Annotated in this window: 22 protein-coding genes; 6 read left to right on the top strand and 16 right to left on the bottom strand. The window is 35.6% G+C overall.

The features are described 5' to 3' along the window. Positions 1 to 89 precede the first annotated feature (89 nt). Together AB447_RS11455 and AB447_RS11450 are read left to right on the top strand one after the other, a co-directional pair. Entirely contained in the window at positions 90 to 329 is a 240-nt protein-coding gene (locus AB447_RS11455) for a helix-turn-helix domain-containing protein (protein ID WP_048354013.1), read from the top strand. A 49-nt stretch (positions 330 to 378) separates the two neighbouring features. Beyond that, the gene (locus AB447_RS11450) at positions 379 to 630 is read left to right on the top strand and encodes a DUF3734 domain-containing protein (protein WP_048354014.1); all 252 of its coding nucleotides are present in this window, start codon (positions 379 to 381) and stop codon (positions 628 to 630) included. A 15-nt stretch (positions 631 to 645) separates the two neighbouring features. Here the strand turns inward: AB447_RS11450 and AB447_RS11445 are convergent, their stop codons facing one another. Further along, entirely contained in the window at positions 646 to 1,284 is a 639-nt protein-coding gene (locus AB447_RS11445; RefSeq protein WP_048354015.1) for a hypothetical protein, read from the bottom strand. A 47-nt stretch (positions 1,285 to 1,331) separates the two neighbouring features. Then, entirely contained in the window at positions 1,332 to 1,793 is a 462-nt protein-coding gene (locus AB447_RS11440; protein ID WP_053075385.1) for a hypothetical protein, read from the bottom strand. Positions 1,794 to 2,167: 374 nt separating this feature from the next. On the opposite strand from AB447_RS11440, the gene AB447_RS25795 reads away from it, so the two are divergent. Together AB447_RS25795 and AB447_RS11430 are read left to right on the top strand one after the other, a co-directional pair. Next, the gene (locus AB447_RS25795; protein WP_053075386.1) at positions 2,168 to 2,788 is read left to right on the top strand and encodes a hypothetical protein; all 621 of its coding nucleotides are present in this window, start codon (positions 2,168 to 2,170) and stop codon (positions 2,786 to 2,788) included. Positions 2,789 to 2,803: 15 nt separating this feature from the next. Further along, a complete protein-coding gene (locus AB447_RS11430) occupies positions 2,804 to 3,076 on the top strand; it encodes a DUF3986 family protein (protein WP_048354016.1) in 273 nt (90 codons plus the stop codon). A gap of 234 nt (positions 3,077 to 3,310) precedes the next feature. Here AB447_RS11430 and AB447_RS26255 read toward each other — a convergent pair whose 3' ends face one another. Together AB447_RS26255 and AB447_RS11425 are read right to left on the bottom strand one after the other, a co-directional pair. Next, positions 3,311 to 3,472, bottom strand: a complete 162-nt coding sequence (locus AB447_RS26255; protein ID WP_164918152.1) for a hypothetical protein — start codon at positions 3,470 to 3,472, stop codon at positions 3,311 to 3,313. Between the two features lie 70 nt (positions 3,473 to 3,542). Next, positions 3,543 to 4,001 carry a hypothetical protein gene (locus AB447_RS11425; protein ID WP_048354017.1) on the bottom strand — a complete coding sequence of 153 codons (459 nt, stop codon included), beginning with the start codon at positions 3,999 to 4,001 and terminating at the stop codon, positions 3,543 to 3,545. 117 nt (positions 4,002 to 4,118) lie between these two features. Here AB447_RS11425 and AB447_RS25790 point away from each other — a divergent pair, with 117 nt between their 5' ends. Beyond that, entirely contained in the window at positions 4,119 to 4,262 is a 144-nt protein-coding gene (locus AB447_RS25790; RefSeq protein WP_156415980.1) for a hypothetical protein, read from the top strand. On the opposite strand, the gene AB447_RS11420 is transcribed toward AB447_RS25790, so the two are convergent. Together AB447_RS11420 and AB447_RS26815 are read right to left on the bottom strand one after the other, a co-directional pair. Further along, a complete protein-coding gene (locus AB447_RS11420; RefSeq protein WP_057957572.1) occupies positions 4,259 to 4,972 on the bottom strand; it encodes a hypothetical protein in 714 nt (237 codons plus the stop codon). The two genes, AB447_RS25790 and AB447_RS11420, sit on opposite strands and share 4 nt — an antisense overlap. Positions 4,973 to 5,050: 78 nt before the next feature. Then, positions 5,051 to 6,016 (bottom strand): hypothetical protein, encoded by a 966-nt coding sequence (locus AB447_RS26815; protein ID WP_241494770.1) that lies wholly within the window; start codon positions 6,014 to 6,016, stop codon positions 5,051 to 5,053. 110 nt (positions 6,017 to 6,126) lie between these two features. Here AB447_RS26815 and AB447_RS11410 point away from each other — a divergent pair, with 110 nt between their 5' ends. Beyond that, on the top strand, positions 6,127 to 6,423 hold the full coding sequence (locus AB447_RS11410) for a hypothetical protein (protein WP_232517671.1): 297 nt from the start codon (positions 6,127 to 6,129) through the stop codon (positions 6,421 to 6,423). A gap of 532 nt (positions 6,424 to 6,955) precedes the next feature. On the opposite strand, the gene AB447_RS11405 is transcribed toward AB447_RS11410, so the two are convergent. The 10 genes from AB447_RS11405 to AB447_RS11360 all read right to left on the bottom strand — a co-directional run bounded on the left by AB447_RS11405 (position 6,956) and on the right by AB447_RS11360 (position 13,569). Further along, positions 6,956 to 7,633 (bottom strand): type II toxin-antitoxin system PemK/MazF family toxin, encoded by a 678-nt coding sequence (locus tag AB447_RS11405; RefSeq protein WP_048354018.1) that lies wholly within the window; start codon positions 7,631 to 7,633, stop codon positions 6,956 to 6,958. Positions 7,634 to 7,770: 137 nt separating this feature from the next. Continuing rightward, positions 7,771 to 8,772: a tyrosine-type recombinase/integrase gene (locus AB447_RS11400; protein WP_048354019.1), complete on the bottom strand. Its 1,002-nt coding sequence runs from the start codon at positions 8,770 to 8,772 to the stop codon at positions 7,771 to 7,773. A 14-nt stretch (positions 8,773 to 8,786) separates the two neighbouring features. Then, on the bottom strand, positions 8,787 to 9,206 hold the full coding sequence (locus AB447_RS11395) for a hypothetical protein (RefSeq protein ID WP_048354020.1): 420 nt from the start codon (positions 9,204 to 9,206) through the stop codon (positions 8,787 to 8,789). Next, positions 9,206 to 9,688, bottom strand: a complete 483-nt coding sequence (locus tag AB447_RS11390) for a hypothetical protein (RefSeq protein WP_057957571.1) — start codon at positions 9,686 to 9,688, stop codon at positions 9,206 to 9,208. Before AB447_RS11390 ends, AB447_RS11395 begins: the two co-directional genes overlap by 1 nt. 38 nt (positions 9,689 to 9,726) lie before the next feature. After that, positions 9,727 to 9,918 (bottom strand): XkdX family protein, encoded by a 192-nt coding sequence (locus AB447_RS11385; protein ID WP_046132693.1) that lies wholly within the window; start codon positions 9,916 to 9,918, stop codon positions 9,727 to 9,729. Further along, positions 9,915 to 10,232, bottom strand: coding sequence for a hypothetical protein (locus tag AB447_RS11380; protein WP_048354021.1), 318 nt, complete (start codon positions 10,230 to 10,232; stop codon positions 9,915 to 9,917). The genes AB447_RS11385 and AB447_RS11380 overlap by 4 nt, the downstream gene beginning before the upstream one ends. 12 nt (positions 10,233 to 10,244) lie before the next feature. Next, the gene (locus tag AB447_RS11375) at positions 10,245 to 11,876 is read right to left on the bottom strand and encodes a hypothetical protein (protein ID WP_048354022.1); all 1,632 of its coding nucleotides are present in this window, start codon (positions 11,874 to 11,876) and stop codon (positions 10,245 to 10,247) included. A gap of 2 nt (positions 11,877 to 11,878) precedes the next feature. Then, the gene (locus AB447_RS11370) at positions 11,879 to 12,244 is read right to left on the bottom strand and encodes a hypothetical protein (protein WP_048354023.1); all 366 of its coding nucleotides are present in this window, start codon (positions 12,242 to 12,244) and stop codon (positions 11,879 to 11,881) included. A 110-nt stretch (positions 12,245 to 12,354) separates the two neighbouring features. Further along, positions 12,355 to 12,735, bottom strand: coding sequence for a hypothetical protein (locus AB447_RS11365; protein ID WP_048354024.1), 381 nt, complete (start codon positions 12,733 to 12,735; stop codon positions 12,355 to 12,357). Positions 12,736 to 12,774: 39 nt separating this feature from the next. Continuing rightward, positions 12,775 to 13,569, bottom strand: coding sequence for a hypothetical protein (locus tag AB447_RS11360; protein WP_048354025.1), 795 nt, complete (start codon positions 13,567 to 13,569; stop codon positions 12,775 to 12,777). Positions 13,570 to 13,577: the final 8 nt, after the last annotated feature.

Here is a 13,577-nt window from a genome sequence, read left to right as displayed (position 1 = left end):
GATATAACATTTATGGTTTAACGTCAATAGTTAAACTTATGTTTTTATTTTTTGGGATTTGTGCTATTATAGAAAAGAGGTGATAGAGTTTGATTCGATTTAAGCTTGACAAGGTTCTAGATGAACAGAATAAAACAATGTATTGGTTATCAAGAAAGACTGAGATTAGACCTAATACAATAAGTAAATGGGTAAATAATGAGCAATTAGATGATAAAGATAAAGTAAAAGCTATTAACATCGAAGCTTTGGATAGAATGTGCAGTGTTCTCAATTGTAACGTCTCAGATTTGCTAGAGCACATCAAGGATACTCCCAAGAACGATTAAACAAAAACTGTTACAATGATGATATACTCAATAGAAAGAAGTGAATGGAATGGATAATCAAGTTTTGCAAGCTATTCATGAAATGCAAAAGGAAATGAGGGAAGGCTTTAAAAGCGTAAATGAGCGTTTAGATACAATCGATAAAACATTAGCGCGCATAGAGGAAAATGAGCCTGAAGAAATCATGTCCATGCTTAAACTAATCAATAAGAACATCGAAAGTGACCATAGATACAACGACAAGAAGTTCTCTGAGCTTGAAAGAAGGATTCATGCATTAGAGGAACGATTGAATAATTAAAAAAAGTCGCCCAATTTAATGAGCGACTTTTGCAGCATCACGCATGGCCAATTTAAAATATCTAAACCATGTGTCAATTTCTTTTATTGCTTTTTGTACTTCTGGAGAGCTTTTTTTGTGCGCTGTTTTTAAATCGGGGTCATAAAAAACTCCACTAAAAAATGCAATATCATGGTATGGATTATCGTAATCTTCGACTGTAATTCTGAGATGTATGGATTTTATAAATTCTTGTGCTGAACTCGAAGCTGTACCTCCACCTATGATAGCACCGACACCACCGCCAACAGCACCACCAATAGTTGCACCTAAGGCGGTTTCACCTTTAGATACCTTTGTTAATGTTTTATTATCAATAACTATCTCCACATCTGCAATGTCATCAAACGAATATTCCTTTATAGTAGGGGAGACATTTTTGTCGTTTAAATCCTCTAAAGAAATATTCGCGATTTTAAATTTCTTCTTTTTCTCATCAAAAAATATTTTTGACGCATATTCACTCGAAGTGAATACTCTTGAATAATTGTCGTCTTTAATATTTTCCATTGTGTTTTTGCGTAATGTTTGATGATCAATTAATTTACCATCTGAGACGAAAGCCCAAACCAAAGCTAACACAATAGGAATACCTATAATAAATAATAAAATCATATTGAACCACCTTATTCATCAGATACCCACAAGTATGACACAAACAATTAATGAGCGACTTGATTTGTTTTTCGTATGGCTAATTCCAGAACACCTTGCCAATATTCAGCTTTCTTTAATGCATAGGACACAGTGGAGTCATCTTTGTTCCACCCTTTATCAATTCTTCGGTTTAATTTATCTCGGGTAGGGAGGAAGTCAATATAATAAACTGGATTTTCAAAATCTTCATTTGTAATCTTTAACCGAACTCTTTTCACGGTGTTTATGCTTGTGGTATCCGGGGAGCTTACTCCTATAATTGCTCCAACTCCACCAGCAATTGCGCCTCCAATTAAAGCTCCAGCTACTTGTTGACCCCGTGAAGCTTTCATAATCGTTGCGTCATCAATGAGTATTTCTGAATCCACAATTTTATCAAATGGAATAGCAATATCATGAATCATCCCATTTGGAGACATTCTATATATTTTAAATAACTCTTTTTCTGAGTTGAAGGCGATTTTCATTTTCCCGTCAGGATTTATATACGATTTATTTGGAGAAAAATCTAAATCGAACTGCTCAAGATTTCTTCGATCACTTTTTTTTTATTTCTTTTCGTTTCTTTTCATCTTCCTTTTGTTTGTTCATCCCTATAAACCCAATTAAAAAGAAAATAATAAAGCCAGAAATAATCAAAAACGCAGTAAACACACCAAACCACCTCATCAAACAATATGCCTACAGTATACCACAATTTTCTTCCACAGGAATGTTTATCTTGAACAGAAGAGAAACACTATGCACGCAATATTTGACTAATTAAAGTAAAATCGACTGTTGATTCTCGTTCCATATATTGATATATTTGGAATGAAAACAATTGATTAGGAGGTCGAATATGGCAAAAAAGTTTATTAAAACTATTGTCTCACTTTTGATCTTTGCGTTGTTTATGAATGTTCTGAGTCCATTATCACAAGCAATTGAAGGGGGGAAAGAGGAGCAGGACGTAAATTCCACCTCAACTTTCAATACATTGAATGATATTGGACAGAAAAGCTTTGATGGCATATCTTTAATTTCCACTCTTAATAAAACAGAAATTCAAAGCTTGAATAATGAAGAGTTTGAAAAAGAATTTGATTTTTTGATAGCAGATCCGGTATTTCAGGAACTAGAACAAGAACTAGCTAAACAAGAAGTTAAGGAAGCAGAGATAAAACCGATGTGGATACCAATAGTTGCTGCTGCCTTAAGGGTCTTAATTAGCAAAGTTGGCAGATCTGGGATGAAAAAAGGTTGGGCGATTGCGAGGCCATATGTCCAAAAAGCTTTAAAAGCGCCTAGTAAATATAAGATCGATGGCCCCGGTGGTGGTGGCAGAATTATTCAGGTTCGTTTAAAATCTACTGGAAAACCAATTTTCAGATTAGATTATTATCCAGTTAAGACAGGAGGCCCCTATAAACTTCATTACCATGTGCCGCCTAACATGAAAAAACATCATATCATTTTCTAAAGGGAGGGTTTCCTAATGAATTATGATGAAACGCAACATCTACATATTAGTTACAATAAAAAGGGATTAGATCTTGAAGCAGTAGGATTAAAGAGACTAGATGTTGATGTTTGGGACGTTTACTTTAACTTTCAGGATCATACAATGGATGAGCCGCCTTTGAGGTTTTCAAAAATCGATCCATTTGGTTGTAAGATATTTTCAATAACAAGTAAAGATTTAAGTGAAGATGAGGCGACTCAATACTTCGAACTTTGGATTAAACATGAGTTAAATAAAGCTCTCTAATTTAAGCTCCCTCGCTTTTTCAGTGAGGGAGCTTTATAGTACGTTGAGAAAGAATAAACACAGCCCAATTTTCCTTTCATAGATCTTTATCTTGAGCAGAAGGGAAGGGTGTCGATTTAAACTACACCCACTGTCGGTTTAACCGACAAGTCTTTTAAACTTTTAATACTGTCATTTAAAATGACGGTATTCTTTTCATCTTCATCTACAGAAATCAAACAGAGGGGGCAATGGTTATTCTTTATTCAACGCCTCAATAAAACGCTGCCTAAACAATTTTTCTCTCCTTTCAAGTTCATCACAATCATCTCCGCATTGGCTTATGAGAGCCGATTCAGCGAAAAACCATTCTTCAAGAACCTCCTCAAATATTTCTAAAACTTCATATTTTTTCATGGGTTTTCCACCTGCAATTTCAAAATTAAAAGACACCATTAAGATGCCTTTTCTTTTTCAGCTTAAAATGTTACTTATCTGATTTAACCTGTTCAATCAAGTCCTTTAAATATGCTGCTGTATCTGATATTTTCTTATCCTTTCTGATGCCCCTATACATGATATAACACACTGTTAAGGCAGCAATACCATACAATAAACAATTAATATAATTTTCCTCAGAAATTTTTGTAAGGTTTACTTTAAATAAGATTTGTAAATTAACAAGAGCTGTACCAATAAAAACAGCGCCTATAGTCCATAATTTAGTATGATCAAACTTTCGCTCAATTCTAGATAGTCTAGCGATAGCTGCCGATAAGTCTGTTGTAGATAGGGATTTCAAAATTTCAATTTTCTTTTGGTGAACCTCATGGTTATAATTCACCTCTTCAGGAAATTCTCTTTTAATAAATTTTATGAGTTCTGGGGTTTTGAGCTTAATTAAACTCTCTTCTAAATATTTTTTATAATATTCATCAGCACTCATTGAAAAATCACCTCATAGTGATTATCGTACACAAATGGAAAATTTTAAAGAGGGGGAGGGAAAACCTCCCTAAATTGTGGTACGATTAGAATGATTACCAAACGAGGAGAGATTGTTATGGAAAAAAGACCAGATAACAGAGCAGCAGAAATTAGACCAGATAGTAGACCGACTGAGAATGCAATGAACACACCAAGACATGCGCAAAATTCAGCCGATAAACCTTTGCTAATAAAAAGGGAACCAAAGCCTAAGAATTAATTTTCATTTTCTTCGGTTTCATAAATTTTATTATAAGCTGCCATTGCGGAATCTGTATCGTAGATAGAAATAATAAAACCTGTCTTAGTATCAATAAAGATGTTGGCTACCTCAACATCTTTATTATCTTTTAAAACTTTTGTCCATTTATCTATATTAGTGAGCAGTAGGTTTCTTTCTAATTCCACAGGTCTGGACACTTTTTTTATTTCTCCATAGATTACTTCATCAGGATTATCAATTTTTCTAAATGAAACGAGCTGAGCATCATTTTTAAGAAAAGTCTCATTCCAAACAGTTGATGTTCCTGAAAGTTCAGCAGTTCCACTTCCTCTCCTCACAACATTCACTAATCTGATCATCCATCTGTAACCGAACCTTGACACGAACCAAGAAAAAAGAAAACTGAAGATAACACTGAACAAAACAAAGTAAACCAGGAAACCAATATTATTTGATAATTCAAGAACGTCACTTAGAGTACGAACTGATAACCAAGGATTATTTACTGAATTTGCATTTACAATCATTGCTGTTAGCTGATAAATGCCTAGCACAACCATGCCAACAGGGAACCATAAAATCGCGCTTATAGCTGCTATCTCAAAGTTTATATGTTTACTTGCTGGATGTAATCCGAAAAGTTGAATCCAAAAATAACTCAGTAATCCTGGTAAAGTAAAAATTAAAATTGCTACGAAGTTTTCCATCCTGACACTCCTTTAAATTAATTTTACAGAAAAATGTTGGGTAATTCACCTACAATTTCAAAATAAAAAAGACACCCATTAGGATGCCTTCTCCATTTCAGATTTCACTTGTTCTAATAAACTTCTATATTGAGCTGCTTGTGAACGATAATTAATGCCTCTTTTGATACCAAACAATAATAAACAATAGACAACAAAAGATAACATTAAGCTCCAGCCTAACCAGTAAGGATCGGAAATAAATCTATAGTAAATTGAAATTTGGGTAACTAACAAAACAGAGCCTGCACTCAATCCGGGAATTATTTTCGAGTTATCAGAAGACTCCTCGATTTCTTTCATCCTTCCAATTCCCAATATAATTATGTCTAAATCTAAGCCCCTAATTCTTTGTAATTCAGCTTTTTTGCTATTATTTGTCCAATAACCAAAGTAATCGTTAATATACTTAATTACTTCTTCATCCGCCCAATTCAGTAAAACCTCGTCCAAATCCTTCGCTTGTTTATAATTATCTTTTTTCCAAAATAGCCAACCTGTTTGAGCGTTTACTTCAATACGATTATTAGACCGTATTTGGGGAGTAGGGGTGTCTTTTTCAATCTCTTTTTCATCCGTTTTATCAGCCTTAGCTTGCTCAAGCAATGCTTTAAAGTAACTGGCTGTTGTCATGTCTCTTTTATCCAATCCAACAGCAATGAAAATCAATGAAACTGCAAACACCGTGAATGTGAAGTAAACTCCACTCCCAAGAGGTTGTTTGTCATCAACGAATACAACTTTGAATGCACCAAATAATAAGGTCAATATCACAACAAAAAGCGCAGCAAATTTCGAATGATCAAAACTCGATTCAATTCGCACCATCCGAGCTATTCCAGAGGAAAGATCATTATCACTTAACTTTTTAAGAGCCTCATACTTTCGCTCTTGTTCGGAATGGGGTTGCCCCTTTGCAGGAAACTCTTTTCGAATAAACTTGGTTAATTTTCTTAATTTTGCTGTTGCCAACTGATCTTTAACGATTTCACTAAATTCCACCATGTTCACCTCGAATCTATTATCGGGCAAATGTGGAAAATTTTAAAGGGGAAGATAAAACTGAAGACTGAGATGTGCTATACTTTAATTACCAAAATGCAGGAGGTTTAACATTGATTAATTTTGACCCTGAAAAATTCAAGGTTACCCTAAATGCTATGTCAAACCCACCAAATCCTAAGGATTCAAAAATAAAAGACTATTATGCCGACCAAGATTATGCAAGCTTTAATATTGACTTTGAAAATGTAGATATCGCCTTGCGTATTGCTGGACTGTTAGGAAAACATGCTACGAACTTTACCATAACCACTTGTCATTTCCCTGATACAAACAAAATTGATTATATTCAATTTATGATTTTTAAAATTAATGACCCAGAACTTTTAGCATTAATAGATGGACTATAAAATAACAAACATCAGCTCTTTTCTTGTCGTTGGTACAAAACTAGTAAGAGAGGGGAAATATCGATAAGTGTTTTACATATTTTTGATATTGTATATTATCACAGTATTGCTTCTTAATTCTTTATATGGTTTAAGTAATGTAGTATTAACAGTTTTATTTTCCATATTTGTTTGTGCTTTAATGATTCATCGTATTATTAAACGAAGTAAAAGGTAATCCACATAAGACAAAACCCCCACTGAAAGGTGGGGGGAGTGTAGTTCAAATAGTTCTGTAGTTCGGTTGGAAGGAAGATGGGATTAACTCACTTATAACCGAATCTCAATTATTTCATTTTCATCTCTTCAATCCACCAATCGTCTCCTTTGTGGAGAGTACGTTTTAAGTGGACAATAAGTAAAAATCCCACTTATTATTAAGTGGGATTGGTTATTAATCGGTGCATCTCTGTAAGGATGCACTCTTAAAAAGCGATTAACATTTTTGTTACTATTATAATACATCTAAGTTTATATTTTGTCAATGGTTGTTTTAAACTTGATGGTTTTTTTCTTTTAAAACCTTTATTTCATCTCTTAGTTCAGCAATTTCTTGTTCCATATCATTGATTTTTTGATACTGTAGGCTATAAAGCAATGAAAAGGAAGTTTCAATCACTTCTTGAAAAATTGATCCCACTAAATAAATATCTTCATTCAAAGAGGATATCTTATTCAATAATCGCCCTTTACTTATAATCCTCAATTCATCCATTACAATAGCTGATTCAGATTCAAATCCATCAGCAGGAGTGACCCTCCTGTAACGTTTAAGTCCAGAAGGATTTGTTATTGGATGAAAAGCATCTTTCACTTTGTCGGGACTTGATGTAACAGGCAACACGATCAATTTGTTTTCAATTTCATCGAGAATTAGAACAGGATGACAATAAGCAAATTCAAAATTTAGCCCTAAATCGGCTAAAAAGATTTCCCCTTGTTGTGGTGTTACTATATTGTTCCTTTCCTTATATTGATTGTACCGCCTTCTCTGAATCCAGTTCTGTAGGCTTTTTGTTATTTCTGACAGCTCATCTTCATTAACTTTATAAGAACAGTGATTTACAAAGTTAAAAGATGCGAGGAGAAACTCTCTCCAAACTTTTTCTGAATCAGAAGCTTTAATATTATTTGATAGATTGTTAAATTTGCTAAAATCTGGTTTAATCATTTGATCCTCCCAAAACTTGATGAATAATCGATTCGACAGAATAGGAGGAAATACCTTCTTTTTTTACAAAATTTTTATTTCACGCAAAAGCAAAACCCCTCATGAAAGGGATCTTGATTTTGAATAAAAGAGTGATTTTACATAAATATTTGATTCTTTTCTTCTTTAAAGTCACGAAGATCATAATGTTTGATTGTAGTGGAAACATCCTCGTGTTGAGCAATGTATTTGCTGACAAGTTCAATCTTGATTTTCTTGACTTCGAGTAAGTAGGTGATACAAGAGGCTTTAAAAAGGTGAGGGTTAATTCTGCGGCCAAGAATGTCTGATAAAACATCGGAACAAAAATAATCAGCCCACGTTTCTGACATTTGTTTTGGTTGTCCACCGTATGTAGTGGTAAAGAGGTATTCGTGGTCATATCCACGTTTTTCGTGCCACAGCTTTAAATATCTTAGAGTTTCGGTGTTAATCATATATTCCAATACCTTGCCTTCACCACTACCTTTACCAAACACTTTATGCGACAACACATAGGGTTGTCCGTCAGGGATAGGGTAATCTAAGATTTCTGTCTTAAACTGAATAATTTCAGCTCTCCTAGCTCCTACGTTAAAAGCAGTTGCAAGCCAGGCCATTCCTAAATAATTCTCATCTTCTTCAAGCGCATTCATCATTGTTTGATAGTCTTCATATGTAATCTTTACTTTCTCATAAGTGACTGTCTTAGGAATAGCAGGGAGGCCACGAGTAAAGTTCCTGAATGTTTTATAATTGTCATCATCTTCAGCCACGACGTTTTCAATATAGTTGTTTAAAGAAGAAACACCAGCTTTTTTAAGCGCAATACCACTAGAAGACATACCTCTATTTTTTAGGAAACTTTGATACCTAATGAAGTCACGTTTTGTGATTTTGTATAATTTTTTTCCATTTAGAGAATTATGCACCCACCAGAAGAATTGCCGAAGGGAGGAGGTGTACTGTTTTCTTGTTTTATCACGGAATGAGTGAGCGTCCAAAAATTCTTGTGTTAAATTTCTGTGCTCTTCATCAACCTGAGACCACATTTCATCAGTAACTTCAGGCAGCTTCTTTGCACGGGGGCGTATCATATTTTTCTTAATTTCTTTTGCCATTAATCCACCACCGACTATTTTATTGTCTTATATCCGAGCCTGTTCACATCCTTGGACACAGCTTCAACTAAGCGGCCATCCTTTAAAGCTTCAGCAGTGTTAGCCATGAAAGGTCTTGGTTTTCCATATCCATAACCATGTTCATCAGGGAACTGATAACCTTGCCCAGTTTCAACAATCGTTGCAACGTCACGGCCATCATCTTCGCGAATATTATCCAATGAGATCCCGTTTACTTCATCTTCAGTTACGAAGGAGCTTTTTAACTCATGAGTTCTTTCATAAACGAGGGGATCGTATACGTCGTAAACATCTTTTTCAACATGGTCTTGTCCTGTTTTGATTAACGTTTGCTTTGTGCTGCTATTTGACTGTTGGATGGCCTTTAAAGCTCCTTTCTGAACTAAAATGGCGAGATCTTTATAAGTCGCCATTAGCTGTCCTCTTGAGTAAGCTCTTCAACTTTTTTTAGGATATCTTCATTTATTTTGTCTGCATTTTTATCTGCTGCTCTTGATATAAACTCAACAAAACCATTAGCAGCATCTTCAACTTTTTTTAAACTTTCTTCAGGGAATGAATCATGAATAGTTCTGATATGCTCGGATTTAGCAACTTCTTCAAGCATTTTAACCTTAGCTGTTAAAGTCTTAGGCATATCAGCAATATCACTAAATTCAATAACTGTATAGAGATAAGCTAGATCTCCAGCGCCCAAATCAGTTTTAACTCCTTTTTTCGACTGGATCTCAACATAGTCACTAATAAGAGTTTTAATCATCTTGTTTATCCTTGTTGGATCGAAATTCGGATAAATATAAGTGTGAAATTGATTATTCAATTCAATTCTTTGCTTCTCGTTGTATTTTTTATTATCCTCTTTAATATGACTGAGCGTTAATTTTTGCGTTGTCATCATGTTTCCTCCTTCTAAATCCAAAATAAAAACACCTCTTAAGGTGTCACACACATTCCTAAATCCACACTGACATTAATGAACGGTTTATCATAACTTCTGCCTGTAATTTCTTCATACTCAGCAGGAGTAATATGACCCCACTCAACGTAATCTCTCATAATAGAATCGTCTTCATAGCAGCCCCAATCATAAAATTGTTTAATCGTAGCATAATCAGGATACTTCATGATGCGACGCTACCTTTCAATTTTTCAATTTCTGCTTGAACCTGAGCTAACTGATAGGAGAGTAGTGCGTTTTGTTTTTTCAATAATTCCAATTCACTTGGTGCAGGTTTAGACGGTTTTATTTGCTCGATATATTCTGGTGTAGCTGCTTCGACCCACTTGTCTTTTTCTGGATCGTATTTAGGATCGATTAAATTACCGGAAGATAAAGTTGATGTACAATTAGGCGGAAGTTTTTCGCCAGCTTCAAGGTTAACATCGATGTCACCTTCACCAGCATATTTGAAATTCTCATCATAAAAAAGAACATGCATCTTAATCCCTCCTTACCATAACGGAATTCCAAGATTAAAGGAAACCCTAGTTACACTAGCAGGATCATTAGCGTTTACCCCGTCATAACGAAGATATCCTTCTGTAGTAAAAGCAAATCGAGCTGTTCCATAAGAGCCAACAGTAGGGACAACCAAATCAACCAATTGGGTAGGGGCATTGGCAAACTTTGCAATGTTAGTTCCAATGGCAGGTAAAGATCCAAATGATCCTCTTAACCAGATTACGTTATTTACTACAGAGAATTTAAAAGGATAAGTAGAGTCTTGTTGTGCTCCATTGATTAAAGTAACCATATTCCAAGTTGCAGATATGTCTACATCCGTAAGAACTCTTTTCCAGCCTTTAAAAACCCCATCCGTGTGAGTGGTTGCGTGCCATAGAGTATTATCATAACTACGCCATGCAAATATTGTTCTTCTACCCATTCCAGTCTCAACTACATCATAATTAAACCAAGAGGCATCATTTGGTGCAGGATTGTTTTTCACTTGGGTACCTGACGCATAATAAAAACCAGTGGGTAAAGTTATCAAGTCCGTTCCATCCGCCAATTTTGTACGGGTTCCGTTGTCACCAGTTATTTTGTATAGCTGAGAGTTATTCCACTTTTCACGTTCTGCAGAAGTAATGTGTACAGTTGTATTATTGGCATGTGCGTCTACCTTCGCTTGAGCTCCTGTAGTCGATTCTATAGGAATCCAGTTAATTGCCGTCTGATTTCCGTTATAGTAAAACCACCAGGCATTGCCACTTGCATCTGCGGCATATCCCATGCCTATTCCAGCTTGTCCTACTAACTGCATTCCTCTAAGACTACTCTTGGAGGGGGAATCTGTAACAGCGTTCGTACCAAAAAAAGAGACAGTTCCGACGTCCTTCAAAGCATCATAAAACGTTCCAGATGTAAGGTTTATTTTTTGCGTGCCCGAATCGGCTGTTATTTTAAAGAGTTGAGCAGCGTTCCATTTTTTTCGTTCATCAGAAGTGATATGACGTGTGTTATCTGAATCGTGTTTATCAAAGTCGGACTTTGCTGCCTGCTGTATGTTATCAACGTTTCCGAGGCCGACCTGAGCTTTTGTAACTGAATGTGGATTTTCTTTGTTATTCGCATGATCATCTGTATAAGCTTTTGCAGCAGCTAAAGCAGAATCTAAATCAGAAGAAGAGGGGACAGTAATGAATTCTGTCCATCCTGAAGATGGATACCAATGACGAAGATAAATTCTTGGATCATCACGATTTCCAGCATGAAAGAAAAACTGAGCGAATCGGTATTTAGTTGTCTTTATATTTAAACACTCGCCATAGGAACTTGGATAACCAACTGAACCCGATGATAGATGAAATGTTGAAATTCCCATTGGATAGTTATCTCCAGAGTAAGAAGCATCTTGAAATGGTGATGGGTCACTAATGATCGTGACTTGCTCTGATGTAACATTATGAGGGTTTGATTTATTATTTATGTGATAATTCATCAAGTCTGTAAGCTGATCGATTGTTGACTTTAATTCTTTTTCTACATCAAGACTGTGTTTTTCGAAACCAGAAAACGTCCCTTTAAGGTTTTCAATCTTAATTTCATTTTCTTTGTTCTGTGCTCTTGAGAGATTATCCATCGTTATGTCACCGCATTTCCTTTGATGGTAATTGAACCACCATTAATCTTTGTCACTTCAAGTAGAACTGCGGTCTTCCCAGCAATGTCGAACTCCCAAATTTCATCAATGCCAAGTGTACTAGCGCCAAACATGTGATTAGAAGAGTTTATTCCTTCAAGAGTGATCTTTTTCGCATCTTGAGTGACAGCATAAAACTTAACTTCTCTTGAAGTGCAGTCACCTGTAATCTCTACTGTTAGTGTTCGATGTGACCCAACAATGAATTTTTCTCCTTCCCCGGCTTCAGTGACGGAATCGTGAAAGGTGAAGGGGGTAACTAAGGGTTCAATTTTTCGAGGCAATTTCTTATAATCGCAAACTGACATCTACAGCCTCCTTACATTGATTTGTATAAAACTTGTATTTTATTGAAATAAAAAAGAAGAGGGGAGAAGTCCCCTCGTCATTATTTTCAGTAATCGGATAGTACTTTTAGTTAACTAGATGTTCCGCCTTTCAACTCATCGATTTGCTTTTGTAAACCATCTAAAACGGCCTTTACTTCGCTGTTTAAGTTAACCAGCATTACGCTGCCGGTGCCAATATTGTTACTTCTGACAATGTTGTCACCAAGCATTTCATGAGTAATGCTTTTTTCTTCAATAACAGCCGGATCGCCTTTGTCACCTTTATCTCCCTTATCACCTTTATCACCTTTTGGCCCCTGTGGACCAGGTTCACCCTGCATTCCTTTAATGTATAATGGATTGTCCTCACTGTTATCTTTCAGATATACGGGAGTTACTGGTTTACCTGTGCCATCGTTCTCTGCAGAAGTGAATACTCCGTTACTTTCGTTTAGAAATTGTTCTGCCATAATAGAATCTCTCCTTATTTATGTTTTGAATTTTGATTATTAGTCACCAATATCTACAGCTTTTGTTTGGGTTCCTGTATCTGGAGATGGGGGAGGAGTTACAGGTGTGTTGGTTTCAGTTCGAGGCACTCGTGCGAACCTACCAATTTTACCTTTGCTGTCTGCTGCAAGAACTTTAAATGAAAGCTCTGGTGTATAAGCAGAGCCGTTCTCAAGAGACATTTCAAATTCTCCAGATGGTGCAACCTTGTCGAATTGAATATAGAGGTCACTATAAACCACACCAGTATCTGGATCATACTCGATAGTGTGATATTCAAGCTCGTACATTTCAGAGAATTTGTTCGTGTTGATTTCTACTGTTTCACCAGTTACTTCAACTTTGTATACTGCAGTTAGTACATCTCCCTCTTTAGCAAAATCTTCAGGAACCGCAACTACGCCATCTTTAATTTCAGCTTGTACAGCTGCACCTTTGCTGTTTTTAAGTGATACCGTACCAACAGGAGTTTTCTGTAGTTTAACTGTCTTATCTGTATCAACTGTTACATCTTCGCGTTCAAATACATTGAATTTGTTTTCTTCAATTGCAACCCCTTGAGTCATTGCCATGAATTCCATGTCAAAGAATGCATTTTTAACTTTTGCATCAATTGACTTATCAGAACGAAGGAGATAAAGAGTTTTGTTTCCAATACCACCTTTTAACTCTTCTTCTGAAATTGATTGAGAAATAGAAGCCAATTGAGCTTCGGCAGCAGAAATTACATGTCCATCGGATTTTCTTTTCCAATAGACATCTGCTGTATCATGAATAACTGTTTTTTTGGTCATTAAATATC

The sequence above is a fragment of the Bacillus glycinifermentans genome, from assembly GCF_001042475.2.
Taxonomy (GTDB): domain Bacteria; phylum Bacillota; class Bacilli; order Bacillales; family Bacillaceae; genus Bacillus; species Bacillus glycinifermentans.
This window is presented reverse-complemented; position numbering and strand designations above follow the sequence as displayed.